Annotated in this window: 28 protein-coding genes; 17 read left to right on the top strand and 11 right to left on the bottom strand. The window is 65.1% G+C overall.

Annotation, left to right across the window (positions count from 1 at the left end):
* Positions 1-252: 252 nt before the first annotated feature.
* Complete coding sequence (locus Q2M23_RS25700) at positions 253-1,662, bottom strand: TAXI family TRAP transporter solute-binding subunit (RefSeq protein WP_057015986.1); 1,410 nt, start codon at positions 1,660-1,662, stop codon at positions 253-255.
* Between Q2M23_RS25700 and Q2M23_RS25695 the strand changes: the two genes are divergently transcribed.
* The 3 genes from Q2M23_RS25695 (at position 1,661) to Q2M23_RS25685 (ending at position 3,014) form a co-directional block, all read left to right on the top strand.
* The gene (locus tag Q2M23_RS25695) at positions 1,661-1,900 is read left to right on the top strand and encodes a hypothetical protein (protein ID WP_316397470.1); all 240 of its coding nucleotides are present in this window, start codon (positions 1,661-1,663) and stop codon (positions 1,898-1,900) included. The two genes, Q2M23_RS25700 and Q2M23_RS25695, sit on opposite strands and share 2 nt — an antisense overlap.
* Before the next feature lie 187 nt (positions 1,901-2,087).
* Complete coding sequence (locus Q2M23_RS25690; RefSeq protein ID WP_016847469.1) at positions 2,088-2,441, top strand: DUF3307 domain-containing protein; 354 nt, start codon at positions 2,088-2,090, stop codon at positions 2,439-2,441.
* Between the two features lie 171 nt (positions 2,442-2,612).
* Positions 2,613-3,014, top strand: a complete 402-nt coding sequence (locus Q2M23_RS25685; protein ID WP_316397468.1) for a hypothetical protein — start codon at positions 2,613-2,615, stop codon at positions 3,012-3,014.
* A 7-nt stretch (positions 3,015-3,021) separates the two neighbouring features.
* Here the strand turns inward: Q2M23_RS25685 and Q2M23_RS25680 are convergent, their stop codons facing one another.
* Together Q2M23_RS25680 and Q2M23_RS25675 are read right to left on the bottom strand one after the other, a co-directional pair.
* A complete protein-coding gene (locus Q2M23_RS25680) occupies positions 3,022-3,348 on the bottom strand; it encodes a YkgJ family cysteine cluster protein (protein WP_057015988.1) in 327 nt (108 codons plus the stop codon).
* On the bottom strand, positions 3,348-4,046 hold the full coding sequence (locus Q2M23_RS25675; RefSeq protein ID WP_229191038.1) for a helix-turn-helix transcriptional regulator: 699 nt from the start codon (positions 4,044-4,046) through the stop codon (positions 3,348-3,350). Before Q2M23_RS25675 ends, Q2M23_RS25680 begins: the two co-directional genes overlap by 1 nt.
* Before the next feature lie 207 nt (positions 4,047-4,253).
* Here Q2M23_RS25675 and Q2M23_RS25670 point away from each other — a divergent pair, with 207 nt between their 5' ends.
* Together Q2M23_RS25670 and Q2M23_RS25665 are read left to right on the top strand one after the other, a co-directional pair.
* Complete coding sequence (locus tag Q2M23_RS25670) at positions 4,254-4,487, top strand: hypothetical protein (RefSeq protein ID WP_225160897.1); 234 nt, start codon at positions 4,254-4,256, stop codon at positions 4,485-4,487.
* A 64-nt stretch (positions 4,488-4,551) separates the two neighbouring features.
* Complete coding sequence (locus tag Q2M23_RS25665) at positions 4,552-5,283, top strand: glutathione S-transferase family protein (protein WP_316397466.1); 732 nt, start codon at positions 4,552-4,554, stop codon at positions 5,281-5,283.
* A gap of 75 nt (positions 5,284-5,358) precedes the next feature.
* Here the strand turns inward: Q2M23_RS25665 and Q2M23_RS25660 are convergent, their stop codons facing one another.
* Positions 5,359-5,994, bottom strand: a complete 636-nt coding sequence (locus Q2M23_RS25660) for a pyridoxamine 5'-phosphate oxidase family protein (protein WP_316397464.1) — start codon at positions 5,992-5,994, stop codon at positions 5,359-5,361.
* 118 nt (positions 5,995-6,112) lie between these two features.
* On the opposite strand from Q2M23_RS25660, the gene Q2M23_RS25655 reads away from it, so the two are divergent.
* Positions 6,113-7,006, top strand: coding sequence for a LysR family transcriptional regulator (locus Q2M23_RS25655; protein ID WP_253625118.1), 894 nt, complete (start codon positions 6,113-6,115; stop codon positions 7,004-7,006).
* Here the strand turns inward: Q2M23_RS25655 and Q2M23_RS25650 are convergent.
* Positions 7,003-7,458, bottom strand: coding sequence for a PaaI family thioesterase (locus Q2M23_RS25650; RefSeq protein WP_057015993.1), 456 nt, complete (start codon positions 7,456-7,458; stop codon positions 7,003-7,005). The genes Q2M23_RS25655 and Q2M23_RS25650 overlap by 4 nt on opposite strands.
* A gap of 265 nt (positions 7,459-7,723) precedes the next feature.
* A complete protein-coding gene (gene pobA / locus Q2M23_RS25645; RefSeq protein ID WP_316397462.1) occupies positions 7,724-8,893 on the bottom strand; it encodes a 4-hydroxybenzoate 3-monooxygenase in 1,170 nt (389 codons plus the stop codon).
* A gap of 268 nt (positions 8,894-9,161) precedes the next feature.
* Between pobA and Q2M23_RS25640 the strand changes: the two genes are divergently transcribed.
* The 9 genes from Q2M23_RS25640 to Q2M23_RS25600 all read left to right on the top strand — a co-directional run bounded on the left by Q2M23_RS25640 (position 9,162) and on the right by Q2M23_RS25600 (position 18,253).
* The gene (locus tag Q2M23_RS25640; RefSeq protein WP_076832508.1) at positions 9,162-10,184 is read left to right on the top strand and encodes a TRAP transporter substrate-binding protein; all 1,023 of its coding nucleotides are present in this window, start codon (positions 9,162-9,164) and stop codon (positions 10,182-10,184) included.
* Positions 10,185-10,356: 172 nt separating this feature from the next.
* Positions 10,357-10,923, top strand: coding sequence for a TRAP transporter small permease (locus tag Q2M23_RS25635; protein ID WP_057015996.1), 567 nt, complete (start codon positions 10,357-10,359; stop codon positions 10,921-10,923).
* Positions 10,924-10,929: 6 nt separating this feature from the next.
* Positions 10,930-12,246 carry a TRAP transporter large permease gene (locus Q2M23_RS25630; protein WP_057015997.1) on the top strand — a complete coding sequence of 439 codons (1,317 nt, stop codon included), beginning with the start codon at positions 10,930-10,932 and terminating at the stop codon, positions 12,244-12,246.
* A gap of 4 nt (positions 12,247-12,250) precedes the next feature.
* Positions 12,251-12,697 (top strand): DUF3237 domain-containing protein, encoded by a 447-nt coding sequence (locus Q2M23_RS25625; protein ID WP_316397460.1) that lies wholly within the window; start codon positions 12,251-12,253, stop codon positions 12,695-12,697.
* A gap of 331 nt (positions 12,698-13,028) precedes the next feature.
* Entirely contained in the window at positions 13,029-13,823 is a 795-nt protein-coding gene (locus Q2M23_RS25620) for a crotonase/enoyl-CoA hydratase family protein (RefSeq protein ID WP_316397458.1), read from the top strand.
* Positions 13,820-15,691 carry a feruloyl-CoA synthase gene (locus tag Q2M23_RS25615; protein WP_316397457.1) on the top strand — a complete coding sequence of 624 codons (1,872 nt, stop codon included), beginning with the start codon at positions 13,820-13,822 and terminating at the stop codon, positions 15,689-15,691. Before Q2M23_RS25620 ends, Q2M23_RS25615 begins: the two co-directional genes overlap by 4 nt.
* Positions 15,692-15,711: 20 nt before the next feature.
* Positions 15,712-16,473, top strand: a complete 762-nt coding sequence (locus Q2M23_RS25610; protein ID WP_168857600.1) for an SDR family NAD(P)-dependent oxidoreductase — start codon at positions 15,712-15,714, stop codon at positions 16,471-16,473.
* A 62-nt stretch (positions 16,474-16,535) separates the two neighbouring features.
* A complete protein-coding gene (locus Q2M23_RS25605; protein ID WP_316397456.1) occupies positions 16,536-16,955 on the top strand; it encodes a thioesterase family protein in 420 nt (139 codons plus the stop codon).
* Between the two features lie 146 nt (positions 16,956-17,101).
* On the top strand, positions 17,102-18,253 hold the full coding sequence (locus Q2M23_RS25600; RefSeq protein WP_168857602.1) for an ABC transporter substrate-binding protein: 1,152 nt from the start codon (positions 17,102-17,104) through the stop codon (positions 18,251-18,253).
* Positions 18,254-18,378: 125 nt separating this feature from the next.
* On the opposite strand, the gene Q2M23_RS25595 is transcribed toward Q2M23_RS25600, so the two are convergent.
* The 4 genes from Q2M23_RS25595 to Q2M23_RS25580 form a co-directional block, all read right to left on the bottom strand.
* Positions 18,379-18,774 carry an endonuclease domain-containing protein gene (locus tag Q2M23_RS25595; RefSeq protein ID WP_316397454.1) on the bottom strand — a complete coding sequence of 132 codons (396 nt, stop codon included), beginning with the start codon at positions 18,772-18,774 and terminating at the stop codon, positions 18,379-18,381.
* Between the two features lie 241 nt (positions 18,775-19,015).
* On the bottom strand, positions 19,016-19,747 hold the full coding sequence (locus Q2M23_RS25590; protein ID WP_316397453.1) for an ABC transporter ATP-binding protein: 732 nt from the start codon (positions 19,745-19,747) through the stop codon (positions 19,016-19,018).
* Positions 19,744-21,513: a branched-chain amino acid ABC transporter ATP-binding protein/permease gene (locus Q2M23_RS25585; protein ID WP_316397452.1), complete on the bottom strand. Its 1,770-nt coding sequence runs from the start codon at positions 21,511-21,513 to the stop codon at positions 19,744-19,746. Before Q2M23_RS25585 ends, Q2M23_RS25590 begins: the two co-directional genes overlap by 4 nt.
* Positions 21,514-21,518: 5 nt before the next feature.
* Entirely contained in the window at positions 21,519-22,559 is a 1,041-nt protein-coding gene (locus Q2M23_RS25580) for a branched-chain amino acid ABC transporter permease (RefSeq protein ID WP_316397450.1), read from the bottom strand.
* A gap of 179 nt (positions 22,560-22,738) precedes the next feature.
* On the opposite strand from Q2M23_RS25580, the gene Q2M23_RS25575 reads away from it, so the two are divergent.
* Entirely contained in the window at positions 22,739-23,257 is a 519-nt protein-coding gene (locus Q2M23_RS25575; RefSeq protein ID WP_316397448.1) for a MarR family transcriptional regulator, read from the top strand.
* A 90-nt stretch (positions 23,258-23,347) separates the two neighbouring features.
* Here the strand turns inward: Q2M23_RS25575 and Q2M23_RS25570 are convergent, their stop codons facing one another.
* Positions 23,348-23,833 carry an adenosine-specific kinase gene (locus Q2M23_RS25570; RefSeq protein WP_076832491.1) on the bottom strand — a complete coding sequence of 162 codons (486 nt, stop codon included), beginning with the start codon at positions 23,831-23,833 and terminating at the stop codon, positions 23,348-23,350.
* Between the two features lie 314 nt (positions 23,834-24,147).
* Between Q2M23_RS25570 and Q2M23_RS25565 the strand changes: the two genes are divergently transcribed.
* The gene (locus Q2M23_RS25565) at positions 24,148-25,317 is read left to right on the top strand and encodes a saccharopine dehydrogenase family protein (protein ID WP_316397446.1); all 1,170 of its coding nucleotides are present in this window, start codon (positions 24,148-24,150) and stop codon (positions 25,315-25,317) included.
* Positions 25,318-25,343: the final 26 nt, after the last annotated feature.

Below are 25,343 nucleotides of genomic sequence, written 5' to 3'. Positions count from 1 at the left end.
CGCTGCGCTCCGGTGCATGTCGAGAGCGTGCCGATGTATGGTTCACCGGCCGTTCAACATACGCGGTGTCGTCCTGGGGAAAGCCAGGACCCATTACCCCAAGTCTCAATTGTTGCGCGATGCTGGGGCCGCGATCCCGTTCATCAGCGAAAGCGGTGGTAATGGGTCCTGGCTTTCGCCAGGACGACAGTGGTGCATGCGGCGCGATCGCAGGGACGACAGTTGTATCTGTGGCGTGACCAACGGCTTGGTTCACCCATTGGCCGCCTTCACCACCACGAGGTTCTCGTCCGGCGTCGCCGGGTGGCGCTTGAGGTGATCGCGGCGCAGTGCGATCTCGTCGCGGACCAATTCGTAGCCGAGCTTGAACGTGTCCATTCCGTCGCCGGAAACGGTGCCGTCGCGCAGGCCGGTCACCGCGCCGCGCAGGATCGCCTCGAGCTCATCCTGCAATTCGTCGAGATGCTCGGCGCAAGTGGCGTGCTCGACGCGCTCGCCGATGTCGAGGATCCTGCCCGCCAGCTCGCTGGCCTTCTCCGGTGCGACGCGGGTGATCTTGGTGTAGATCGCGGCGAAGATCGAGCCGATGATGCTGAGCGCGGCGGCGCCGAGATACATCACGTCGCTGTAGCGATCCATGAACGACTTGGTATCGTCGTTGATGTATTCGGCGGCGCCCTGATGGGCGACGATGAAGGCGTCCTTGTCGGTCGCCGCCGGCTCGATCTTGGAGGCAAAGCCGTCGTCGAGCGCGAGCTCCGACTTGTTCTCATAGATGATGCGCGCGAGCTCGGCGGCTGTCGTCGTGGACATCGAGGATTGCGCGACCAGCAGCCATTCCAGCCCGATGGTGTCGACCTCGTCATCGGGGATCGCCGGCGAGGACGACAGCATGCCGGTCGAGACCGTCTCCTCCGAAATCGCCGGGTATTTGCGCGCCAGCGCCTTGGCCGCGTCGATCGCATTCAGCGTGAAGCCGCCGGCGCGCTTGGCATATTGCTCGTAGGTCTTGTCCTTCACGATCTTCGAAGCATGCTCGATTGCGATCACGGCGGCAAAGCCGGAGGCGAACAGCTTGTCGAAAGGTGTGTTCGGCGGCGCCTGCTGTACCCGCTGCGCCGCGTCGGGGCTGTCCGCAATCTCGAGCGCGCTGCGGACGAAATTGACGCTGTTCTCGCCGTCGCCGACGACCGCGATCCGCTTCTTCTTGAGCTCGCTCAGCGATTTGATCTTCTTGCCGCCGGGGCTGAGCACCAGCACCACGTCATGCTCGAGGATCGCGATGGCGCGGGCACGCGGCGGCACCCTTGCGTCGGTACGCAGGATGGCAAGCGAGGCGTCGCGGCGATCGAATTGCGCCAGCGCCCTGGCGTTGTCGGGGTTCGGCGCGATCTTCAGCCGCAGCCGCGACGAATTGTTCTTCAGCACGGTGGCGAGCTTGGCGGCGAATTTCGCCTCCGGGCCCTTGGCATCGCCGACCGCGAACACCAGCAATTCGGAATTGCGCAGCCAGAGCCGGCCGCCGATCACGGTGACCGCGCTCAGGAGCAGCGTCAGCAGGGTGAAGACGATGATCTGCGCGCGGTTGGTCTTGACGACCGGTTTGGCGACCGGAGGGCTCGGCGGCGGCAGCGGCGCAGGCGAGGGGGCTTCGGCACTCATGGCTGATTACCTGGCTCATCACCCGTCCGGGACGGCCCGTTGCCGCGACCCGATCGGCGCGGCGCTGCCCGGTGAATCCGTAAATGGCTATAAAAGAAAGAAAATTTCCTATGTTGCCGACGATATACCTCCCCGGGGGGAATGCAAACCGGCCGCCGGCCGTAACCTTAATCTCGGCCGGCCTGCGCCGCGATGCCACATGACCATTGCCACTATCGACGGTCGGACCGAGATGTGATTTTCGAGGAGGCGCAGGTGCATTCCGGCGCCGGAGATGTCATAAATGAGACACGCTTCGGTTTGCGGAATTGTGCTGACGGCCTGACCCGGATTTCTTGCAATCACATTCATCGAAGTAAAAGGGCGTCAGCTTGTTGTTTCCCTCCATGTCATCGTCGGTGTCGGTTGGTGCCCTGGTGGGATGGATGTTGCTTCTCACCGCAAAGCACATCATCGCCGACTTCATGCTGCAGAACGCCTGGATGGCAATCGGCAAGGACCAGAAGACCGGTTGGGCGCTGCCGCTGCTGGCGCACTGCCTGGTCCATCTCGCGGTCGCGCTGGCGCTGATCCTGGTGGTGGCGCCGCGGTTCTGGTATGTCGCCTTCATCGACTTCGTGATCCACATCATCGTCGATCGGGCCAAGGGCATCTGCGCCTCGCATTTCGGCGTGACGCTGGAATCCGGCCACCCCTGGTTCTGGACCCTGATCGGCGTCGACCAGGCGCTGCACCACCTCACCGGCTTCGCGCTGTCGATCTACATGGCCGCGAACTGAGCGGCTCGCGCGCACCTTTCCTCCCGTCCTGAACCACGAATCCAGCCGGGTTGCGGCGGGCGGATGTGATTCGCGCGCAACGGGCAAGACCCTCCGGAAGCGACCGGAGGCCGTGGTTAACCTTTCGTTAGAGGATTACGCGGCATCTTCCCGATCGAGGGGGATTTGCAAATGTTTTCAAGCCGCGACGCCTTCGAGAACGATGCCTGCCCGGTGGCCGACGATCTGCTCGGCCAGATGTATCGCGCCAATCCGAACGGGCTCTCGTTGCTGGTTGCCAATGTCGCGCCCGATGTCAGGGCGAGGCTCGCGCTGTTCTGCTATCGCCGCAGCCATCTGCACGCGCTCGCGGTCGCGATCGCGTCGAGCTGCAGCGAGTGGGAGCTGGCGAATTCGGGTGGCCGTGTCGGCTCGACGCTCTACGCGCTGTCGCGCGAGCCGGCCCGCACCGCGACCGTTTCGCATGGTGGCCGCAAGCCGATCACGCTGTCGACCAAGCCGCTGACGACCTTCGCGCCGATCGTCGATGACGAACTCGACGACGAGGACGTCAGCGACAGGGTCACGGCGTAACGTCTGGTTAGATCGGCTGCGCGCTCGCGATGAGCGGCAGCCCGTGCCGGCGCCGCGCCATCGCGCATTCCGCGTCGCCCGGCTGGCAGGTCCGGCATACTTCCGGCCGCACCGCATAGACCTCGCAGCGCGTTGCTTCTCCGACCCGGCCCGCTAGCGCCGAGCAGCGATCGCCCTCGCAGCGCATGCCTGATTGTCGCGCGTTGACGAATTGCGGTGGGATCAGATCGAGCTGCGCGTCGTCCTCGATGGTGAAGCGCGGCCAGTTCTCCGAATAGCTGCAGCAGGCGCCGCAGGACTGGCAGGGGCTTGTGTCGGTCGCGTTGTCGGCCATCAGGTGTCCCTCGGCGCTTCCCAGACCAGGCTGCGCCGCCAGCGCGCCCTGAGCAGGTCGCGCCGCTCCGGATACTTCTCGTCGTGATAGACCGCCGTGACCACGCGGTCGGTGCGGAAGCTGCGGAAATCCTTGCGCAGCTCGCACCAGGCGGCGAGCAGCCGCACCGCCTCGTGATAGCCGACCGCGATCGGCCAGATCGTGCGCTCGCTATCGCGGCCATGCTCGTCGCGATAGTTCAGCGTGATCTTCTTGCCCTCATGGATCTGGCTGCGGGTCCTGACCATGTCGATGCGGTCGGGCTCCCGGTTCCAGGCCGAGCGGGCCCGGCTCGCCGGCTCCAGCACGAACGGCCGCAGCCGGTCGGGCACGGTCTCGGCGATCTTGGCCATCAGGTCCTCGGCCGCGCGCGCCAGCGCGGGATCGGCGTGGCCGACCACCCATTGCGCGCCGAGCACGCAGGCCTCGATCTCGTCGGGTGTCAGCATCAAGGGCGGCAGGTCGAATCCCTTTTCCAGGATGTAGCCCATGCCGGCCTCGCCGCGGATCGGCACCCGCTGCTCGATCAGGCTGGCGATGTCGCGATAGACCGTCCGCTTCGACGTCTCGAGCTCGGCTGCGATTGCATCGGCGGTCAAAGGCTTACGGGTGCGGCGGAGCACCTGGATGATCTGAAACAGCCGGTCGGCGCGTCTCATGGCAACTCTCTCGATCGCTCTCTTGGCACGTGTCTTGTCGAGTGTCTCGGTAGCGGTTTTGGCAGCCGTCTTGACGAGTGTCTTGACGGGTCTCGTCGTCTCTCGGTGCGCAGGCTTTTCTGGGTCCCGTCCGGCTACTGCTGACAGCATGTTGGCAGCAGGTGGGGGCTATATCAGGACAACACCTCAAGTGAAGGGAATTTGTCCATGACGAATCTTGACGAACTCGGTTTCCGGCAGGCGCAAGGCTTTGCGCTGGAACAGCTGGTCACGGTCTACTCCACTTCCGGCGACCTGCGCTGGGCCCTGGTCGCGCTGATCGCACAGTCGATCAGCACGGTCTGGTCCTACGGGCGGGCACGGCTGGTCAAGCGCGTTCGCGGGGCGGTTCGCCGCCTCGCACCCGTCGGCCCGTTCGACAGTGAATGCCACTACTGCTGACACCATGCTGGCAGCAGGGGACGGCTAGCTTCAATTCACGACCACCGGCGATCGGGAGCTTCATATGATTACGCTTTTTGGCTTTGGCACGGGCTTCGGCTTGCCGGAAATTAGCCCCTTCGTGACCAAAACCGAGGTCCAGCTCAAGATGGCCGGGCTCGACTATCGCAAGGAGAAGGCGATGCCGCCGGCCTCTCCCAAGGGCCAGCTGCCGTTCATCGTCGACGACGGCGAGACGATCGCCGATTCGACCTTCATCCGCGCCCATATCGAGGGCAAATACGGCTTCGATTTCGACGCGCCGCTCAGCCTGCAGGCGCGCGCCCAGGCCTGGGCCTTCGAGCGCATGATCGAGCATCACGTCTACTGGGCGCTGGTCGGCGCGCGCTGGGTCGACGACACCAATTTCGCCAAGGGGCCCGCGCATTTCTTCGACGGCGCGCCCGACCATATGCGCGACAAGATGCGCGAGGACGCCCAGTTCCGCGTTGCCGAGAACTATCTGCTGAGCGGGCTTGGCCGTCACGGACCGGACGAAGACGTCGATCTCGCGATCCGCTCGCTGTTCGCGCTGTCTGTGCAGCTCGGCGACAAGCCGTATCTGATGGGCGATGCGCCGTGCGGCACCGATGCCACCGCGTTCGGCGCGCTGGCGGGAATCCTCACCCCGTTCTTCGATTCGCCGCTGCGCGAGCGCACCGAGAAGTTCGACAATCTCACCGCCTATGTCGGCCGGATGATGCGGCAATACTATCCGGAATTCGCCTGGGCGCCGCTGCAGCGGCAGGCGGCCTAAAGCGCGATCGCGCTTTAGGTTTAGTTCGGGGCATGATCCTTTCGGAAAACCGCTTCGCACTTTTCCGGATCATGCCTAAGCCGGCGCGGCAGGAGCGCGCTCGCCCTTCAATGCGGCGAGCTCCGCCTCGAGCTCGGCGATGCGCTGGTCGCGCGAGGCCAGCGCTGCCGCCACATCGGCCGCGTCGAACTTTTGCGGAATGTGCTGCGGGCAGTTGGTGTCCCACGCCGTGACCTTGAACAGGATCACCTGCTCGGGCCGCGCCCGGTAGCCCTGCGGCATCAGCGTGCGGGTCAGCGCCGGATCGTCCTCCACCACCTTCGCCTCGCCCCACAGCTTGACGCGGCGGCGGTGCGCGTAATCCATCACGAAGATATAGGCCTTGGCATTCTCCGAGAGATTGCCCTGGGTGATGAACTGGCGATTGCCGCTGTAGTCGGCGAACGCGATGGTGTGCTTGTCGAGCACCTTGATAAAACCCTTCGGTCCGCCGCGATGCTGGATGTAGGGCTGGCCGTCGGCCGAGGCGGTCGCGAGATAGAAGCTGTTCACCTCGCCGAGGAAGCCGGCGAGGTTCTCGTCGATCTCGCTGCGCCAGCCGCCATGTGCCTCGACTTCGGCGTAGGTGGCGCGTGAGCCCTTGCGGGTCTGGATCGCCTTCACCGCCGGACTGAATGCGACGTCGCTCGCATAGCTGTGACCATCTGACATCGGAGCCTCCCGTGACGGGCGCCTGAGTGGTTGTCCTCGCCGCTTAAGATGGACATTCCAAGATCGTAAGCAATCTTGTGCATTGACACTTCACTGTTGCCGATTATGCAATAGTGCCATGGACCGGATCGACGCCATGCAGGCCTTCGTCGCGGTGGCGGACCTCGAGGGGTTCGCCCCCGCCGCCCGCAAGCTCGGCCTGTCGCCGTCCGCCATCACGCGGCTGATCGCGGCGCTGGAGGAGCGGCTCGGCGCGCGGCTGCTGCAGCGGACGACGCGGCAGGTGACGCTGACGGACGCCGGCTCGCGCTATCTGGAGCGGGCGCGCCGGATCCTCGCCGATGTCGAGGAGGCCGAGGACGCGGTGGAGAACGAGCGCACCCGCCCCGAGGGGCGGCTGGTGATCTCGGCACCGTTCGGCTTCGGGCGGCTCCATGTCAGCCCGGTGGTGAGCGCCTATCTGAAGCGCTATCCCGGCGTCGGCGTTGACCTGCGGCTGTCGGACCGCAGGATCAATCTGGTCGAGGACGGCGTCGACCTCGCGGTCAGGCTCGGGCACCTGCCGGATTCGACGCTGGTGGCGCGGCATGTCGGCCGGATGCGCCGCATCGTGGTGGCGTCGGCCGGCTATCTCAAGCTTCGCGGCAGGCCGAAGCGGCCGGCGGACCTCACCGCCCACGACACGATCCAGTTCGGCGCCATGACCGCGACGCCGGATTGGCGCTTCATGGAGGATGGCCGCGAAGTCCGCATCACCCCTACGCCGCGCTTCACCAGCAACAGCTCGGACGCCGCCATCCAGTACGCCGAGCAGGACGGCGGACTGACCCGGGTGATGGCCTACCAGGCGGCCGAATCGCTGAAGGCGCGGCGGCTCCAGATCGTGCTCGCCGAGTTCGAGCAGCCGGCTGTGCCGATCCACGTCGTCTATCCGACGACGCGGCTGTTGTCGGCCAAGGTGCGGACCTTTATCGATCTCGTGACCGAGGTCACCGACTGGTATTTCGACTAGCTCACCGGCGGCTTCTTCGGCACCACGCGGAAGGTGCCGTTGGCGCGCGCGATGGTCACCCCGTCGGCCTTGATCAGGCTCTGCGCGAAGCAGATCGTGCTGCCGGTCTTGATCACGTCGCTCTCGATCGCGAGCCATTGCCCGACCTTGGCGGAGCCTACGAAATCGACCGCGAGCGAGATCGTCACGAACGAGGTGGTCCAGCCGGTCGCCTGGCCGCAGCTATAGCCCATCGCGTTGTCGGCAAGGGCTGCGATCAGGCCGCCATGGATCAGGCCGCGGCCGTTGGTATGCGGCCTCGCCAGCCGCAGGCCGATGATGACGGCACGCTCGGTCTTCTTCTGGTAAAGCGGCTCCCAGGGCTCGGTGAGCGGGCTCTTGCGGAACAGCGGCTCGAAGCCTTGAGGGACGTCTTGGGGATTGTCGGGCACGACTTGCGTATCGGTGGTCATCTGAAGCTCGCATATGACGTTGGGTTGACGCCATTGAACGCGATGTCGATGACGGTTTCACCGCCTACAAAGTTTTAAACGGGATTTGCACGGCTGTTTGAAGCGGCCCGGCTCGTCATCACCCGCGAAAGCGGGTGATCCAGTATTCCAGAGACCGCACCGCATGAATCGAGAAGCCGCGGCGTACTGGATACCCCGCATGCGCGGGGTATGACGACGGAGATTGCGAAGAGGATGCTGCTCGACAAAAGCATCCGCGACTTATCTAGAACGGCAGCCCCACATAATTCTCCGCCAGCGAGGTCGAGGCCGCCTTCGAGCTGACGAGGTAGTCGAGCTCGGCGATCTGGATGCGCGCGGCGAATTCGCCCTCGTCGGGGAATTTGTGCAGCATCGAGGTCATCCACCAGGAGAAGCGCACCGCCTTCCAGACCCGCGCCAGCGCGCGTCCCGAATAGGCATCGATGCCGGCGGAGGATTTCTCGTCGTAGTATTCGCGCAGCGCCTGCGACAGATAATGCACGTCGCTGGCGGCAAGGTTGAGGCCCTTGGCACCGGTCGGCGGCACGATGTGCGAGGCGTCGCCCGCCAGAAACATGCGGCCGAACCGCATCGGCTCGGCGACGAAGCTGCGCAGCGGCGCGATGCTCTTTTCGATCGAGGGGCCGGTGACGATCTCGTCGGCGGCCTTCTGGTCGAGGCGCCGCTTCAATTCGTCCCAGAACCGCTCGTCCGACCATTGGTCGACATGATCGTCGAGCGGGCACTGCACGTAATAGCGGCTGCGGTGGGACGAGCGCATCGTGCACAGCGCAAAGCCGCGCTCGTGGTTGTTGTAGATCAGCTCCGGCGAGACCGGCGGCGTCTCCGAGAGGATGCCGAGCCAGCCGAACGGATACACCCGTTCGTAGCTGGTGATCGCCGACGCCGGCATGCTGGCGCGGCTGATGCCGTGGAAGCCGTCGCAGCCGGCGATGAAGTCGCAGGCGATCTCGTGGGTGACGCCGTCCTTGACGTAGCTGACGCGCGGATGATCGGTATCGAAACCAAGCGGCTTGACGTCGGCCGCCGAGTAGATCGAGGTCAGGCCGGCCTCCTTGCGGGCATTCATCAGGTCGAGCGTGACCTCGGTCTGGCCGTAGATGGTCACGGTCTTGCCGGTCGAACCATGCAGGTCGATGCGGTGCCGTGCGCCGCCGAACGCCAGTTTGAGACCGTGATGGACGAGGCCCTCCTGGTGCAGCCGGGCAGCGGCGCCGACGCTCTCGAGCAGCGACACGGTGCCTTCCTCGAGCAGCCCGGCGCGAATCCGCCCCAGCACATAGTCCGGGGTCTGCCGCTCAAGAATGATGTTGTCTACGCCGAAAGTATGAAGTAGTTGCCCAAGCAACAGTCCGGCTGGACCTGCACCAATGATTGCTACTTTTGTCCGCAATACCTTGTCCTCCCGATCGGATAGGCTTTTAGCCGGTGCCCGCGCCGGCAACTTGCCAAGGCAACTATATCATATAACGATTTTGGCAAGGCGGATTTGCGCGGGAGCCGCGCGTTCGCCGCAGCGCAAGATGCGGTGGCGCGGGACCGGGCGGAGGGTGCGACGAGGCGTCCGCCCGCCGGATTTCATCTTGAATATCCGCGCGAATTAGATAACATGTTAAGTAATGAGCCGGGCACGAAGCCCGTCCTGGAGAGGAGGAGACGTGATGAGGAAGACAATGTTGGCGGTGTTGATGGCCGCCGCCATCGTGCCGGCCGCGGGACCTGCCGTCGCGCAGGACAAGACCGTCAATCTCAAGGTGTCGCTATGGGTGCCGCCGGCGCATCCGCTGGTGCCCGCGACCCAGGCCTGGGCCGCCGACATCGAGAAGGCATCGGGCGGCACCATCAAGGTCACCGTGTTTCCGTCCGAGCAACTCGGCAAGGCGTTCGACCATTACGACATGGCGCGCGACGGCATCGCCGACGTCACCTATGTCAATCCTGGCTATCAGCCCGGCCGTTTCCCGATCGCGGCCGCCGGCCAGCTTCCGTTCACCTTCTCCGACGGCAAGAAGGGCACGCTGGCGCTGAACGAGTGGTATCACAAATATGCGCCGACCGAGATGAAGGACACCAAGCTGTGCTTCGCCTTCATCCACGATCCGGGCGCGCTGCACGGCAAGAAGAAGATCGTGCTGCCGAGCGACCTCTCCGGCGTCAAGGTGCGTCCCGCGCAGAGCACCATCGGCGAGATGGTGAAGATGTTCGGCGGCACCAATGTGCAGGCCTCCGCGCCGGAATCGCGCGACGCGATCGAGCGCGGCGTGGCCGACGAGATCACCTTCCCCTGGGGCTCGATCTTCCTGTTCGGCATCGACAAGGTGGTGAAGTACCACATGGACGTGCCGCTCTATTCGACGGTGTTCACCTACAACATGAACCTCGCCAAATATAATTCGATGTCGGCTGCCCAGAAGAAGGTGATCGACGATCACTGCACGCCGGAATGGGCCTCCAAGGTCACCGACCCCTGGACCGATTTCGAAGCCAATGGTCGCACCAAGATGAAGGCGCTGGAAGGCCACGAGGTCTATCCGCTGACTTCGGATCAGCTCGCCGAGTGGAAGAAGGCGGTCAAGCCGCTGCGCGACAGCTGGGCCGAGGCGGTGAAGAAGGCCGGCGGCGATGCGGCAAAGATCGATGCCGATCTGCAGGCCACGCTGAAGAAGTTCGAGGCGGGGATCTGATCCCGCTCCCCTTCACCTCTCCCCGATTGCGGGGAGAGGTCGGATCGCATCGTCAGATGCGATCCGGGTGAGGGGGTACAGGTCTCACCGCATTCACGGCTCGTGGAAGCAGCCCCTCACCCCAACCCTCTCCCCGCAAGAGCGGGGGAGAGGGAGCTCATCGAAGCAACGCATGACGCAATCTGCCGAAGTTTCCCAAGACGGCGCGATCACCGGCCCACCCGAGCCGGCGCGCAAGAATTTCATGGATCGCTTCATCGATTCGATCGAATGGGTCGCGGCCTTCTTCGTTGGCGTCGTCGCGCTCAACACCTTCACCGCGGTGTTCATGCGCAAATTCTTTGCGGTGACGATCCCCGACTACTACAATTTCGGCCAGTTCCTGCTCGGCATCCTGATCTTCTGGGGAATTGCGGCGACGAGCTATCGCGGTACCCACATTACGGTGGATCTGGTCTGGGCCAATGCCTCGCCGCGCTACCAGCGCTGGATCGACATCTTCGCGACGCTGGTGCTGCTGTTCGTGGTGAGCGTGCAGACCTACACGCTGGTCGACAAGGTGATCGACACCAGGAACAGCCATATCGTCACCATGGATCTCGGCGTGCCGGTCTGGCCGTTCTTCCTGGTGTCGTGGATCGGCGACGTCTCCGCGGTGCTGCTGATCGCGATCCGCACCTACCGCCTGATCTTCCATCCGGAAGATATCCATGACGCCAAGATCAAGACCGCGGAGTAGACGGCCATGAGTCTCGACCTCAGTCCCGAGACCGTCGCCGTCATCGGCTTTGTCAGCCTGTTCGTGCTGATGCTGCTCCGTGTCCCCGTCGGCATGGCGATGGGCCTTGTCGGCATCACCGGCTTTGGCTATCTCACCGGCTTCGCGCCGGCGCTCAAGCTGGTCGGCCAGACCACGATGCGCACGGTGACGGATTATTCCTTCGGCGTGATCCCGATGTTCCTGCTGATGGGCGCCTTCGTGTCGGTCTCGGGAATCAGCCGCGAGCTGTTCCGCGCCGCCAACACCTTCGTCGGCCATTGGAAGGGTGGGCTCGGCATTGCGACGATCGCCGCCTGCGGCGGCTTCGCCGCGATCTCCGGCTCGTCGGTCGCGACCGCCGCGACCTTCTCGGCCGTCGCCTATCCCGAGATGCGCCGCTTCGGCTATCCGCAATCATTCGCCGCCGGCGTGATCGCGGTTGGCGGCACGCTCGGAGCGATGCTGCCGCCGTCCACCGTGCTCGCGGTCTACGGCATCATCACCCAGCAGGACATCGGCAAGCTGTTCATCGCGGGCGTGGTGCCGGGCCTGCTCGCGATCCTGATGCATATGATCACGATCGGCATCATCGGCGTGACGCGGCCCGCTTTCCTGCCGGCGGGAAAGAAGGCGTCGTGGCACGAGCGCTTCGTTGCGCTGCGCGACGTCTGGTCGCCGCTGCTGCTGTTCCTGTTCGTGATCGGCGGGCTCTATGGCGGCTTCTTTGTCCCGACCGAAGCCGGCGCGGTCGGCGCGGTCGGCGCCTTCATCATCGGTATCCTCCGCGGCAAGCTGACCAGGGACGGCATCCTGCAATCGCTGCTGCAGGCGACGCGCACCGCGGCCGCCGTGTTCACGGTGCTGATCGGCGCGCTCTGCTTCGGCTATTTCCTCACCATCACCCAGACGCCGCAGCACGTCACCGAATTCCTCACCGGGCTTGGCATCGGCCCCTATGGCGTGCTGGCGCTAATCCTCCTGATGTATCTGGTGCTCGGCTGCCTGATGGACGCGATGGCGATGGTGATCCTCACCGTCCCGATCGTGTTTCCGGTGGTGACCGCGCTCGGCTTCGATCCGATCTGGTTCGGCATCATCATCGTCATGACGGTCGAGCTCGGCCTGATCCATCCGCCGGTCGGTATGAACGTGTTCGTGATCAAGAGCGTCATCAAGGACGTCAACATGTCGACGATCTTTGTCGGGGTGCTGCCGTTCGTCATCACCGACCTGATCCGGCTGGTGATCCTGATCCTGTTCCCGCTGCTTGCGACCTGGCTGCCGCAGCGCATGATTGGTTAGGCCTATGAATCCCGAGCTTGAGACCAGATACGTCTTCACCATCACCGCCCGGATCGCGGAGGTGACGTCCGCCGGCGACATCGGCACCGGCGTCCGCCGCATCATTCCGATCATCGGCGGCGAGGTGAAGGGCGAGAAGGTCAACGGCAAGGTGCTGGCGTTCGGTGCGGACTTCCAGATCATCCGGCCCAATGAGCTGATCGAGCTGGAGGCGAAATATGCGTTCGAGACCGACGACGGCGCCGTCGTCTATGTCGAGAACAAGGGCATCCGCTTCGGGCCGGTCGAGCTGTTGCAGAAGCTGAAGCGCGGCGAGCCGGTCGACCCGAAGCTGATCTATTTCCGCACCGTGCCGAAATTCGAAACTGGCGCCGAAAAGCAGCACATCTTCGTCGGCTCCGCCGCCCGCCACGCCGACCGCGTCGTGATCGACGTGCATCAGGTGCTGTAGCTTCGCACACTTGCCGTCTCACCCGCCGGGATCCGCCACACATTCGGTGTCGTCCCTGCGAAGCAGGACCCATACTCCGCGGTCTGTGCCGTGAACGGGACTGGTCGTTCCGCCGTCGCGCAGCAATAACCGTTTGTGGTTATGGGTCCCCGCTTTTCGCAGGGACGACGGGTGGAGGGAGCCGCGCGTATCAACTCCATCACCGTCACCCTGAGGAGGCCGCGCAGCGGCCGTCTCGAAGGGTCGATGGCCACCAGCCGTGCGCGCCCATATTGACTCTCCCGCTAATCGTTATAAAACATAACTATTCTGAACGGGAAACAATAACGCCATGGGAAACGCTGCCGACGAGGGAGACGCTTCGCTGCTCAGGATCGAGACGCGAGGGGCGGTGCTGACGGTCGGGCTGAACCGTCCCGCCAAGCGCAATGCGCTGAACGACGGCATCATCCTGGCGCTGCGGGATTGCTTCTCCGCGATACCGGATGCGGTCGGCGCCGTCGTCATCCATGGCATCGGCGATCACTTCTCGTCCGGCCTCGACCTCTCCGAACTGACCGAGCGCGACGCCACCGAGGGCCTGGTGCATTCCCAGATGTGGCACCGCGTGTTCGACCGCATCCAGTATTGCCGCGTCCCTGTCATCGCCGCACTGAAGGGCGCGGTGATCGGCGGCGGACTGGAGTTGGCTTGCGCCGCGCATATCCGCGTCGCCGAGCCGTCGGCCTATTTCGCGCTGCCCGAGGGCCAGCGCGGCATCTTCGTCGGCGGCGGCGGATCGGTGCGGTTGCCGCGCCTGATCGGCGTGCCCAGGATGGCGGACATGATGCTGACCGGGCGGGTCTATTCGGCGACCGAGGGCGCCGCCTACGGCTTCTCGCAATACCTCACCGAGGCCGACGGCGCGCTGCCGAAAGCGCTGGAGCTTGCCGAGCGCGTCGCCGCCAATGCGCCGCTGACCAACTTCGCCGTGTTGCAGGCGCTGCCGATGATCGCCGAGGCCAATCCGCAGACCGGCCTGTTGATGGAATCGCTGATGGCGACGGTGGCGCAGAGCGACAAGGAAGCCAAGAAGCGCATCCGCGCGTTTCTTGATCGCAAGACCGCCAAGGTAAAGCCGACATGAGCGCCGCGCCGTCTGCGAACACTGCGAGCGCGCATCCGCTGCGCCCGATCTCGTTCGGCAATCCCGACGTTACCGTCGAGCGCCGCGACGACGGCACCATCTATCTCCGACCGAAGCTCAGCCTCGCCGATTTTCCGGTTCGCCTCACCGATCGCCTGCACCACTGGGTAAAGGCCGAGCCGAACCGCGTGTTCATGGCCGAGCGTGCCCCCGGTGGCGGCTGGCGGCAAATCACCTACGCGCAATTGCTCGAGTCTATCAGGCGCATCGCCTCCGCATTGATCGCGCGCGGATTGTCGGCCGAGCGGCCGATCGTGATCCTGTCGGGCAATTCGATCGATCATGCCTTGATGGCGCTCGGCGCGCTCTATGCCGGCGTTTCGTTCTGCCCGGTGTCGCCGGCCTATTCGCTGGTGTCGCGCGACTATGGCAAGCTCAGCTTCGTCATCAAGCTCCTGACGCCGGGCCTCATCTTTGTCGACGATGCCGACAAGTTCGCCGACGCGCTGCGTGCCAATATCGGACCCGATGTCGAGATCGCCGCGAGCCGCGGCACCGTGCCCGGCCGTGAGGTGACGCGCCTTGCCGGTCTCCTGGCGACGCCGGAAGACCCGCGCCTCGATGCGACCCATGCGGCAATCGGTCCGGACACGATCGCGAAATTTCTGCTGACGTCGGGGTCGACCGGCAATCCCAAGGCCGTCATCAACACCCAGCGCATGATCTGCGCCAACCAGGTGATGCTGCGCGAGACGCTCGCATTCCTCAAGGACGAGCCGCCGGTTATCGTCGACTGGCTGCCGTGGAATCACACCTTCGGCGGCAATCACAATGTCGGGCTGACGCTCTATAACGGCGGCTCGATGTATCTCGATGAGGGCAAGCCGATGCCCGGCGGCATCGAGGAGACGGTGCGTAACCTGCGCGAGATCTCGCCGACGGTCTATTTCAACGTGCCCAAGGGCTATGAATCGCTGCTGCCCTATCTGCGCGACGACGCCGGTCTGCGGGCAAGATTCTTCGACCGGCTGCATGCGATGTTCTTCTCGGGCGCCGCGCTGTCGCCGTTCGTCTGGAACAGCCTCGATGCGCTCGCCGTGCAGGAGAAGGGCTATCGTGTGCCCATGCTGACCGGCCTCGGCGCCACCGAGACCTCGCCGTTCTTCATGTCGGTGCGCCCGGATACCAGCCGCTCCGGCCATGTCGGGCTTCCGGTGTCGGGCAATGACGCGAAGCTCGTTCCGAACAACGGCAAGCTCGAGGTCCGCGCCAAGGGCCCGAACGTGACGCCGGGCTACTGGCGGCAGCCCGAGCTGACCGCCAAGGCGTTCGACGAGGAGGGCTTTTACAAGTTCGGCGACGCGCTGAAGCCTGCCGACGCTGGCGATCTCGATGCCGGTTTCGATTTCGACGGCCGCATCGCCGAGGATTTCAAGCTGGCGAGCGGCACCTGGGTCAGCGTCGGACCGTTGCGGGCGCGCTTCGTCGGCACCTGCGCGCCGCTGGTGCGCGACGTCGTGATCGCGGGGCTCAACCGCGACGAGCTCGCCGCGATCGTGATCCTCGATCTCGACGGCTGCCGCCTGATCAATCCGCAGCTCGCCTCTGGCGATATCGCGGCCGCGGCCAATGATCCGCTGGTGCGGGCGGCCTTCAGCGAGCGCTTCGCGCGCGTGCTGGCCGGCGCAACCGGCTCGTCGAACCGGATCGCGCGCGCGATCCTGCTCGATACGCCGCTGTCGATCGATCGCGGCGAGGTCACCGACAAGGGCTCGATCAACCAGCGCGCGGTGCTGGAGCATCGCACGGACATCATCGAAGCGCTCTATGCGCCGGTGCCGCCGGCATCGGTGATCACGTCAGTCTAGTTCTCGAACAGGAGAAAGCCATGCAGTTGAAGGACCAGGCCGCCATCGTCACCGGCGGTGCATCGGGATTGGGCGCTGCGACCGCGCGCGGTCTCGCCGCGCAGGGCGCCAAGGTCGCGGTCTGCGACCTCAACGCCAAGCTCGCCGAGAGCGTCGCGGCGGAGATCGGCGGCATTCCCGTCGTCTGCGACGTCGCCGATGCTGCGGCGGCCGAGGCCGCGGTGGCCGCCGCCGCCAAGGCGCACGGCCCCGCGCGCGTGCTGGTGAACTGTGCCGGCATTGGGGTGGCAAAACGCGTGATCGGTCGCGAGGGGCCGATGGCGCTGGGCGACTTCGACAAGGTGATCAAGGTCAATCTGATCGGCTCGTTCAACATGCTGCGGCTTGCGACCGCTGACATGGCCAAGCTCGAGCCGCTCACAACCGGCGAGCGCGGCGTCGTGATCTCAACGGCCTCGGTCGCGGCCTATGACGGCCAGATCGGGCAGGCGGCCTATTCGGCATCGAAGGGCGGCATCGTCGCGATGACGCTGCCGATCGCGCGCGAGCTCGCGCAATTCGGCATCCGCGTTCTGACCATCGCGCCCGGCCTGTTCATGACGCCCCTGCTGGCCGGCCTGCCGCAGGAAGCGCAGGATTCGCTCGCCGCCGCGATCCCGTTCCCGCGCCGGCTCGGCCAGGCCGACGAGTTCGCCTCGCTGGCGCTGCACATGATCGACAACCCCTATCTGAACGGCGAAGTGGTGCGGCTCGATGCCGCGCTCCGGATGGCGCCGCGCTGAAGCATGATCCGGAAGAGCATGAACGCCCTTCCGGATCGCTCATGCTCGATCGAGGATAAACCATGTTCGTCAATCGGCGCGACGTGCAGATCCAGTGGGGCGATTGCGACCCCGCCAACATCGTCTATTACCCGCGCTACTTCGCGATGTTCGACGACTCGACCTCGATCATGTTCGAGGCCGCCGGCTATTCGAAGCAGGACCTCGTCCACAAATACGGCCTGGTCGGCATTCCCATGGTCGACACGCGGGCGAAATTTCACATCCCATCGACCCATGGCGACTGGATTACCATCGAGAGCCGGATCGAGAGCATCAAGCGCTCGAGCTTCGAGGTGGTGCACCGCGTGTTCAAGGACGAGGCGTTGGCGATCGAGGCGTTCGAGACCAGGGTGCTGGTCGGCCGCCACCCGGACGATCCCGCCAAGCTGAAATCGGCGCCGTTTCCGCAGGAGATTATTGACCGCTTCATGAAGGGCTGACTCGCACCCCCTCATGACTCGACTTTCGGAGCATGATCCTCTCGGAAAACCGGTTTCCACTTTTCCGGATCATGCTCTAAAGAAGGGGCTGAATTGGCCCGCAAAACCGGTTTAAACCCAAAAAACTTAACTGCAGGGAGGAATGAATGAGGAAGGCCACTCTCGCCGCCGCGGTGCTCGCGGCAGCCATCGCGCTGCCGGGCGCGCCCGCACTGGCGCAGACCAATGAAATCACCATCGGCATCTCGATCTCGACCACGGGGCCCGCCGCGGCGCTCGGCATTCCCGAGCGCAACGCGCTCGATTTCGTGCCGAAGGAGATCGGCGGCGTACCGCTGAAGCTGATCGTGCTCGACGACGGCGGCGATCCGACGGCCGCGACCACCAACGCGCGGCGCTTCGTCACCGAGTCCAAGGCCGACATCATCATGGGCTCCTGCACCACGCCGCCGTCGATCGCGGTGTCGACGGTCGCCAACGAGGCCGGCATCCCGCATTTCGGCCTCGCGCCGTTCCCGATCAACGAGGCGCGCATGAAGTGGTCGGTCGACCTGCCGCAGTCGATTCCGATCATGGGCAAGGTGCTCTACGAGCACATGAAGGCGCACAACATCAAGACCGTCGGCTATATCGGCTATTCGGATTCCTACGGCGACCTCTGGGTCAACGACTTCAAGGCGCAGGCCGTGCCGATGGGCTTGACCATGACCGACGAGGAGCGCTTCGCGCGTCCGGATACCTCGGTCGCCGGCCAGGTGCTGAAGCTCGTCGCCGCCAATCCCGACGCCATCCTGGTCGGTGCTTCCGGCACCGCCGCGGCGCTGCCGCAGACCGCGCTGCGCGAGCGCGGCTACAAGGGTCTGATCTACCAGACCCACGGCGCCGCCAGCATGGACTTCATCCGCATCGCCGGTGCGGCCGCTGAAGGCGTCATCATGTCGGCCGGCCCGATCATGTCGCCGGAAACCCAGCCCGACAGCGCGCTGACCAAGAAGCCCGGCCTCGCGCTGAATACGGCCTATGAAGCCAAGTACGGCGCCAACAGCCGCAGCCAGTTCGCCGGCCACTCGTACGATGCCTTCGAGGTGATGAAGCGCATCATCCCGGTGGCGCTGAAGACCGCCAAGCCCGGCACGCCGGAATTCCGCGAGGCGATCCGCAAGGCCTTCATCTCCGAGAAGGAGATCGTCGCGACCCAGGGCGTCTACAACTGGACCGAAAAGGATCGCTACGGCCTCGACGACCGTTCGCGCATCCTGCTGACGGTCAAGGACGGCAAATACGTCCCGGCGATGTGAGCTGGACGCAATCTCTGAAACGAAGAAGCCGGTCCCGATGGGGCCGGCTTTTTCTCACCCTCCCCTGGAGGGGGAGGGTCGCTTCGCATCGCAAGTAGCGATGTGAAGCGGGGTGGGGTGGTGGTCTATCGCCGCCGGTAGTGCTTCAGCGGCACAGCTTCCGCTTCGCGAGCGCCATAGAGCTCGACATAGATCGGTTCGAGCACGGCATTCAAATCCTCACTGACCTCCGAATTCCAGAACCTGACGACGCGATATCCTTCCCGCTCCAGCCACTCTTGTCGCGCACGATCGCGCTTCGCCACTTCATCGTCGTTGTGGTGTCCACCGTCCAACTCGACGATGAGTCGCTTGGCCGAGCAGAAGAAATCGACGACGTAAGGGCCAATCGGTGCCTGCCTTCGAAAATGCGTTCCGTCCGTTGGCAGCTCTCTCAGCGCGCGCCACAAGATTCGTTCATGCGGCGTCGTGTTGGCGCGCAGCTTCTTCGCGGCGGCTCTGCGGATTGATGTTGAGACCATTTGTGTGGCTTCACCCCACCCCGATCGCACCCGCGATGCTGTGCATCGCGCGCGCAATCGACCCTCCCCCTCCAGGGGAGGGTGAAGTGGGAGCGCAATCCTTGCGCGAATGCAAGCGCGGTCAGAAATCATTTCCCGGAAGGCGCACCTGCCTTCATCCTTCCCTGGAGGGGGAGGATCGCCGCGCATGTAATGCGCGGCGAGGTGGGGTGACGGTCTCTCCGCGGTGGAGTTGCGCGTCCTAAATCGCGCTCTCGCCTTCGTGCTGGAAGCCGAGATAGCTCGCGGCGACGCCCTTGTTGGCGGCGATCTCCGTCGCGGGGCCTGACAGCACGAACTCGCCGAGCTCCATGACATAGGCGCGGTCGGCGATCTGCAATGCGGCCTGGGCGTTCTGCTCGACGAGGAGCACCGAGACGCCGGCGGCGCGGAGCTCGCCGACGATGCGGAAGATGTCGGCGACGATGATCGGAGCGAGGCCGAGGCTCGGCTCGTCCAGCATCAAGAGCTTCGGCGCGCCCATCAGCGCGCGGCCCATCGCCAGCATCTGCTGCTCGCCGCCGGACAGCGTTCCGGCAAGCTGCTTGCGCCGCTCCTTGAGCCGCGGAAACAGCGTGTAGACCCGCTCCAGCGAGGCGGCCGCGACGGCCTTCGCGATCCGGAACGCGCCGAGCTCGAGATTGTCCTCGACATTCATTGTGCCGAACAATTCGCGATGCTCGGGCACCAGGCTGAGGCCGGTGGCGACGCGGTCCTCGATATCGAGCGGCGCCATGTCGACGCCGGCGAAGCTGATGCGCCCCTTCAGCGGCAGCACGCCCATGATGGCGTTGAGCAAGGTGGTCTTGCCGGCGCCGTTGGCACCGATGATGGTGACGATCTCGTTCTGGGCGACGTCGAGCGAAACGCCGCGCACCGCCTCGACCTTGCCGTAGGAGATGTGAACGTCGGTCACCGATAGCAGCGCACTCATGCGGCGGCTCCGAGATAGGCCTTGATCACGTCGGGATTGCGCTTGATCGCGGCCGGCGTGCCCTCGGCGATCTTGGTGCCGAAATCCAGCACCACGATGCGGTCGGCGAGATCCATCACGAACCCCATGTCGTGCTCGACCAGCAGCACCGACATGCCGCCGTCGCGCAATTGCCGGAGCAGCGCGGCCAGCCGCTGCTTCTCCATGTGGCGCAGGCCGGCGGCCGGCTCATCGAGCAGCAGCAGCATCGGATCGACGCACAGCGCGCGGGCGATCTCGACGATGCGCTGCTGTCCGAGCGACAGCGAGCCCGCGAGCTGGTCGATCTGGTCCGACAGGCCGACGCGCGCGATCTGCCGCGCGGCTTCCGCCAGTAGCTTCGACTCGTCGGCGCGGTCGAGCCGGAGCATGCTGGAGATCGCGCCGGAATTGCCGCGCAGATGCGCGCCGATCGCGACGTTCTCCAGCACGGTCATGTCGGGCACCAGCTTGACGTGCTGGAAAGTTCTGGAAACGCCGAGCTTGACCACCTCCTGCGGCGGAGCGTTCGCGACCGCGTTGCCGAGCACGGAGATCTTGCCGCTGGTTGCGGTCAGGACGCCGGTGATCAAATTGAAGGTCGTGCTCTTGCCAGCGCCGTTCGGGCCGATCAGCGCGACGATCTCGCGGGCGTTGACGTCGAACGAGACGTCGTTGACCGCGAGCACGCCGCCGAACTGCTTGCGCGCCTTGTCGATGTGCAGAAGGATCGGAGACGTTCCGGGCGCCCGTTCGCGGTGCTCCAGCTTCACGGACGTGTCCGGGGTCTTGCGGGCGGGCTTGAACGGCAGCCGCGACATCAGCCAGGGCCAGACGCCCTGGGGCGCGAGCTGCAGCAGCAGCACCAGCATGATGCCGAACACGATGGTCTCGAGCTGGCTCTGGCCGCCGAAGATGTAGGGCAGGTAGCTCTGCAGCACCTCCTTGAGGATCACGACGATGCCGGCGCCGAGCACGCCGCCCCAGACGTAGCCCGCGCCGCCGACCACGGCGATGAACAGATACTCGATGCCGGCCTGCGCGCCGAACGGCGTTGGGTTGGCGGCGCGCTGGAAATGCGCATACAGCCAGCCGGACAGGCCGGCCAGCACCGCGGCATAGATGAACACCAACAGCTTCGCGCGGGGCGTCTGCACGCCGAACGCTTCCGCCGCAACATGGCCGCGCCGCAAGGCGCGGATCGCGCGCCCGGTGCGGGAGTCCAAGAGGTTCATGGTCAGCAGCGCGGACAGCAGCACCGCGACCCAGATCGCGTAGTAGATCGCATCCGGGCTCAGCATCTTGAACGAGCCGATCGACAGCGGGGGAATGCCGGAGATGCCGTCGTTGCGGCCGAGGAATTCGAGCTTGCTGAACAGATAGAACAGCCCGATGCCCCAGGCGATGGTGCCGAGCGGCAGATAATGGCCGGATAGCCGTACCGTGACGATGCCGAGCAGCACGGCGGCGATGCCGCTGACCAACAGCGAAGCCGGCAGCGTCAGCCAGGGCGAGACGCCGTAGGCGGTGGTCAGCACCGCCGTGGTGTAGGCGCCGAAGCCGCAGAACGCGGCCTGGCCGAACGAGGTCAGGCCGCCGACGCCGGTGAGCAGCACGAGGCCCATCGCGACCAGCGCGGCGAGGCCGATATTGTCGAGCAGCACGATCCAGAACGGCGGGATGCCCGGGACAAGCGGAATCACCGCCATCACGAGCGCGAAGATGATGAGGGGAAGGCGCTGCGCCATCGCGCTCAATCCTTCTCTTCTTCGACCTCGGGCGCCGCGAGGGAGCGCAACACGAGCACGGGGAGGATCAGCGTGAACACGATGACTTCCTTGAAATTGCTGGCGTAGAACGATGAGAAGGCCTCGACGATGCCGACCACGATGGCGGCGACCGCGGTCAGGGGATAGCTGACCAGGCCGCCGATGATGGCGGCGATGAAGCCCTTCAGGCCGATCAGGAAACCGGTGTCGTAATAGAGCGTGGTGATCGGCACGATCAGGATGCCGGAGATCGCGCCGATGACGGAGGCGAGCAGGAACGCGATCTGGCCGGACAGCGTGGTGCGAATGCCGACCAGGCGGGCGCCGAGGCGGTTGACCGCGGTGGCGCGCAGCGCCTTGCCGGTCTTGGTGTAGCCGAAGAACAGCCACAGGGCGACGATGAAGCCGATCGTCAGGCCGTAGACCGCAAGGCTCTGCCCGGTGAAGCGCAGCGGGCCGGCGGTTACTGCGGCATTCGACAGCGCAGGCGCGCGCAGGCCTTCGGCGCCGAAGAACACCAGGCCGAGGCCCTGCAGCGCCAGATGGCAGCCGACCGAGGCGATCAGCAGCACCAGCACGGAAGTGTGCGCGATCGGCCGGAACGCGATGCGGTAGAGGAACAAACCGATCGCCGCCACGATCAGGAGCGCGAGCGCGATGTTGACGGCGATCGGCGTGCCGGGACCGACCAGCGCGTAAATCAGACCGAGCAGCGCGACGGGAAAGGCGATGTTGAGCGCGACCGAGCGGATCACCAGCCGCGCATGCAGCGCGTTACGGGCGAAGAACAGGTCGAGGGCGAAGGCGACGAGGCCCATCGCGACCGCAAGCCGCGCTGTGCCGGGCACCTGGCCGGTCGCCAGCATGGCGTAGCTCAGCGCGCCGTAGGTGACGAATTCGCCCTGCGGGATCAGGATCACCCGCGTGACCGCGAACACCAGCACCAGGGCCAGCCCCAGCAGTGCGTAGATCGCGCCATTGGTGATGCCGTCCTGCAGCAGGAACAGCATGATCGTTGTGTTCAAGGCCGAGCGCTCCCCCTCAAGCGTCGGACCGCCTCAACCGGTCGTGCCGGTCAGGTCGGCCGATATCGGCTGTTGAAAGCTGCCGACATTTGATATAGTCCATAACAATTATTAGATATAATCTCAAGGTCCCCGAGTGTCGTGCGGGATTCTTGTAGCGGGATTGCGAGCCTGGAGCGATGACTGTTTCCAAGACCGCCGCCGATGCCCTCCGTTCGTCGCGGGCCCTGCGCAGGGAACCGGCCGATTCTGCCGGGGACGACAGCATGCTGCAACTGGGCGAACTGTCCGGATTGCTCGGCTATTCGTTGAAGCGCGCGCAGCTCAGGGTCTTCGAGGACTTCCTGCGCTGCGTCGCGCCGCTGCAGCTGACGCCGGCGCAGTTCTCGGTGCTGCTTCTGCTCGACAAGAATCCGGGCCGCAACCAGACCGAGATCGCCAACACGCTCGGGATCCTCAGGCCGAATTTCGTCGCGATGCTCGACGCGCTGGAGAGCCGCGACCTTTGCGCGCGGATGCGCTCCACCAACGACCGCCGTTCCCACATCCTCGTCCTGACCGACAAGGGCCGCGCCGTGCTGGCGCGCGCCAAGAAGCTGGTCGCCAACAAGCACGAGGCGCGGCTGATCGAGGTGCTCGGTCCGGCCAACCACGCCGCGCTGCTGGAGATGCTGGCGAAGCTCGCGCAGGAGTTTTGAGAGAGCGCGACGGCCCGTCCGCTCGCAATGACGCGTTGGGTTGATACATATCCAGCATGCGGGCGCCGCCAGGCGGCGAACCATCGCGGTCTAAAGCTTGTAGCCGATGTTCCGCAGCAAATCCTTCCGCCACGCAATGTCGGCGTCGGTTTCGACACCCAGCGGCGAGGCGCCATCCACCACGCCGAGCACGCCGCGCCCGAGCTCCGTCTGCGCGACGATCACCTGTGTTGGATTGGCCGTCGAGCAATAGATGCGGCAGACCTCCGGCACTGCGCGCACCGCCGGGAGCACATTGACGGGAAAGAACCCGTCGCCGAGGAAAATCAGGAAGGTGTGACCGGCGCCGATCGCCAATGCGTTGTCGCGTGCCAGGGCGAGCGAGGCGTCGTCGTTACCGGAGCAGCGCACCAACCGCTTGCCGGAGGCCTCGCAGAAAGCCAACCCGAAGCGGATGCGCGGAACCGTGCCCACCAGCGCTTCGTGAAGGTCTTCCACGGTCTTGATGAAATGCGACTGGCCGAAGATGAAGTTGGTCTCATCCGGCTTGACGATGGGCACCACGGTGAGTTCCATGGCTTCGCTCCTGCACGCGAACTCCCCAATCCATGGTAGGCCGTCGGAGGGCGTTTGCAAGCGGCCACAGGCGCTCAAATGTGCCGGCTGTTGCTTCGGCTCACGCCGACCAGCGTCCGTACTCACGATGGCTCTCAAGGGGGGACCGGAAATCGCCGGGAGGTTGCGCGCCGAAGGGCGGCAATTGTGGTATCGTCCGTCAAGCGCGATGGCCCGTATGTTGCCCGGCCCCTCGCAAATGGCCGCGAAGCGTACCGAGCGTTGCTAACGGATCTGAAGGGAGCGCTTCCGGGGGCTCGAGGAGGATCAACGCCGTGAAGCGGGACTTCGACCTCATCGTCTATGGCGCGACGGGTTACACCGGGGGTCTCATCGCCGAATATCTGGCGACATCCTATCGCGGCGACGATGCTCCGTCCTGGGCAATTGCGGGACGCTCGACCGACAAACTCCAGAAAGTGCGTGCCGACATCGGCGCACCGGACGATTTGCCGTTAGTGAAGGCGGATGCCGCCGAGCCGGCCAGCCTGCGTTCGATGTGCGAGCGCGCGACCGTGGTCGTCACCACGGTCGGGCCCTATCAGCTTCACGGTCCCGAGCTAGTGGCGGCATGCGCGGCCACCGGCACGGCCTATGTTGATCTTTGCGGCGAACCGGGCTGGATGCGGGGTATGATCGACGCCCATCACGAAGAGGCAAAACGGACCGGCGCGCGCATCGTCTTCTCCTGTGGCTTCGATTCCATCCCGTTCGATCTCGGTGTGCTCACGTTGCAGGAGAAGGCGCGCGAGAAATTCGGACGCGCGGCGCGGCGGGTGAAGGCCCGTCTGCGCAAGGTGAGGGGTGGCATGTCTGGCGGCACCGCGGCGAGCGCTCAGGCGACGCTGGCCGCCGCGGCGCGCGACCCGGCCCTGATCCGGCTGCTGACCGATCCCTTCGCGTTGACGCCGGGCTTCACTGGGCCGTCTCAGCCGTCGGGCCTCGTCCCCGAATATGACACGAGCATGCACGCGTGGCTCGTGCCGTTCCCGATGGCGCCGATCAACACCAAGAACGTGCACCGCACGAACTTCCTGTTGGGCCATCCCTACGGCAGGGACTTCGTTTATGACGAGATGATGGTGGCGCCGGGACTTGGGGACATCGCGAGCGTGACGACGGAGACGTTCGCCACGGTGGTGTCCTTGTTCGGGACCGGCGGTCTCAAACGCGGCGCAGGCCCGACCCGGGAAGCGCGCGAGAGGGGCTTCTACGACATCTTCTTTCTGGGCGAGGTGCCGGATGGCGGACGGGTCGAAGCCGTTGTCACCGGCGACCGCGATCCAGGCTATGGCTCGACAAGCAAGATGATCACCGAAAGCGCTCTCTGCGTCGTGCGTGACGTGCAGGGTGAGGGCGGCATCTGGACGCCGGGCGCGCTGATGGGGCCGGCCTTGCGCAAGCGTCTAAAGGAGCGCGCCGGCCTCACTTTCAATGCGCGTTGAGGTCACGCACGCAGTCGGCAGGTATA

This window comes from Bradyrhizobium sp. 33ap4 (genome assembly GCF_032654765.1).
In the GTDB taxonomy this organism is placed as follows: domain Bacteria; phylum Pseudomonadota; class Alphaproteobacteria; order Rhizobiales; family Xanthobacteraceae; genus Bradyrhizobium; species Bradyrhizobium australafricanum.
Note: the sequence above shows the minus strand (reverse complement) of the source record. Positions and strands in the feature narration are given on the sequence as shown.

What these genes read in the sequence shown, in the direction of transcription:
- Q2M23_RS25620 (WP_316397458.1), top strand. Translation starts at nt 13,029, where the DNA reads ATGGGAAACGCTGCCGACGAGGGAGACGCTTCGCTGCTCAGGATCGAG.
- Q2M23_RS25690 (WP_016847469.1), top strand. Translation starts at nt 2,088, where the DNA reads ATGTTGCTTCTCACCGCAAAGCACATCATCGCCGACTTCATGCTGCAG.
- Q2M23_RS25685 (WP_316397468.1), top strand. Translation starts at nt 2,613, where the DNA reads ATGTTTTCAAGCCGCGACGCCTTCGAGAACGATGCCTGCCCGGTGGCC.
- Q2M23_RS25625 (WP_316397460.1), top strand. Translation starts at nt 12,251, where the DNA reads ATGAATCCCGAGCTTGAGACCAGATACGTCTTCACCATCACCGCCCGG.
- Q2M23_RS25585 (WP_316397452.1), bottom strand. Translation starts at nt 21,513, where the DNA reads ATGGCGCAGCGCCTTCCCCTCATCATCTTCGCGCTCGTGATGGCGGTG.
- Q2M23_RS25660 (WP_316397464.1), bottom strand. Translation starts at nt 5,994, where the DNA reads ATGTCAGATGGTCACAGCTATGCGAGCGACGTCGCATTCAGTCCGGCG.
- Q2M23_RS25640 (WP_076832508.1), top strand. Translation starts at nt 9,162, where the DNA reads ATGAGGAAGACAATGTTGGCGGTGTTGATGGCCGCCGCCATCGTGCCG.
- Q2M23_RS25575 (WP_316397448.1), top strand. Translation starts at nt 22,739, where the DNA reads ATGACTGTTTCCAAGACCGCCGCCGATGCCCTCCGTTCGTCGCGGGCC.
- Q2M23_RS25635 (WP_057015996.1), top strand. Translation starts at nt 10,357, where the DNA reads ATGACGCAATCTGCCGAAGTTTCCCAAGACGGCGCGATCACCGGCCCA.
- Q2M23_RS25595 (WP_316397454.1), bottom strand. Translation starts at nt 18,774, where the DNA reads ATGGTCTCAACATCAATCCGCAGAGCCGCCGCGAAGAAGCTGCGCGCC.
- Q2M23_RS25615 (WP_316397457.1), top strand. Translation starts at nt 13,820, where the DNA reads ATGAGCGCCGCGCCGTCTGCGAACACTGCGAGCGCGCATCCGCTGCGC.
- Q2M23_RS25675 (WP_229191038.1), bottom strand. Translation starts at nt 4,046, where the DNA reads ATGAGACGCGCCGACCGGCTGTTTCAGATCATCCAGGTGCTCCGCCGC.
- Q2M23_RS25570 (WP_076832491.1), bottom strand. Translation starts at nt 23,833, where the DNA reads ATGGAACTCACCGTGGTGCCCATCGTCAAGCCGGATGAGACCAACTTC.
- Q2M23_RS25605 (WP_316397456.1), top strand. Translation starts at nt 16,536, where the DNA reads ATGTTCGTCAATCGGCGCGACGTGCAGATCCAGTGGGGCGATTGCGAC.
- Q2M23_RS25700 (WP_057015986.1), bottom strand. Translation starts at nt 1,662, where the DNA reads ATGAGTGCCGAAGCCCCCTCGCCTGCGCCGCTGCCGCCGCCGAGCCCT.
- Q2M23_RS25600 (WP_168857602.1), top strand. Translation starts at nt 17,102, where the DNA reads ATGAGGAAGGCCACTCTCGCCGCCGCGGTGCTCGCGGCAGCCATCGCG.
- Q2M23_RS25670 (WP_225160897.1), top strand. Translation starts at nt 4,254, where the DNA reads ATGACGAATCTTGACGAACTCGGTTTCCGGCAGGCGCAAGGCTTTGCG.
- Q2M23_RS25695 (WP_316397470.1), top strand. Translation starts at nt 1,661, where the DNA reads ATGGCTGATTACCTGGCTCATCACCCGTCCGGGACGGCCCGTTGCCGC.
- Q2M23_RS25680 (WP_057015988.1), bottom strand. Translation starts at nt 3,348, where the DNA reads ATGGCCGACAACGCGACCGACACAAGCCCCTGCCAGTCCTGCGGCGCC.
- Q2M23_RS25590 (WP_316397453.1), bottom strand. Translation starts at nt 19,747, where the DNA reads ATGAGTGCGCTGCTATCGGTGACCGACGTTCACATCTCCTACGGCAAG.
- Q2M23_RS25665 (WP_316397466.1), top strand. Translation starts at nt 4,552, where the DNA reads ATGATTACGCTTTTTGGCTTTGGCACGGGCTTCGGCTTGCCGGAAATT.
- Q2M23_RS25610 (WP_168857600.1), top strand. Translation starts at nt 15,712, where the DNA reads ATGCAGTTGAAGGACCAGGCCGCCATCGTCACCGGCGGTGCATCGGGA.
- Q2M23_RS25655 (WP_253625118.1), top strand. Translation starts at nt 6,113, where the DNA reads ATGGACCGGATCGACGCCATGCAGGCCTTCGTCGCGGTGGCGGACCTC.
- Q2M23_RS25630 (WP_057015997.1), top strand. Translation starts at nt 10,930, where the DNA reads ATGAGTCTCGACCTCAGTCCCGAGACCGTCGCCGTCATCGGCTTTGTC.
- Q2M23_RS25650 (WP_057015993.1), bottom strand. Translation starts at nt 7,458, where the DNA reads ATGACCACCGATACGCAAGTCGTGCCCGACAATCCCCAAGACGTCCCT.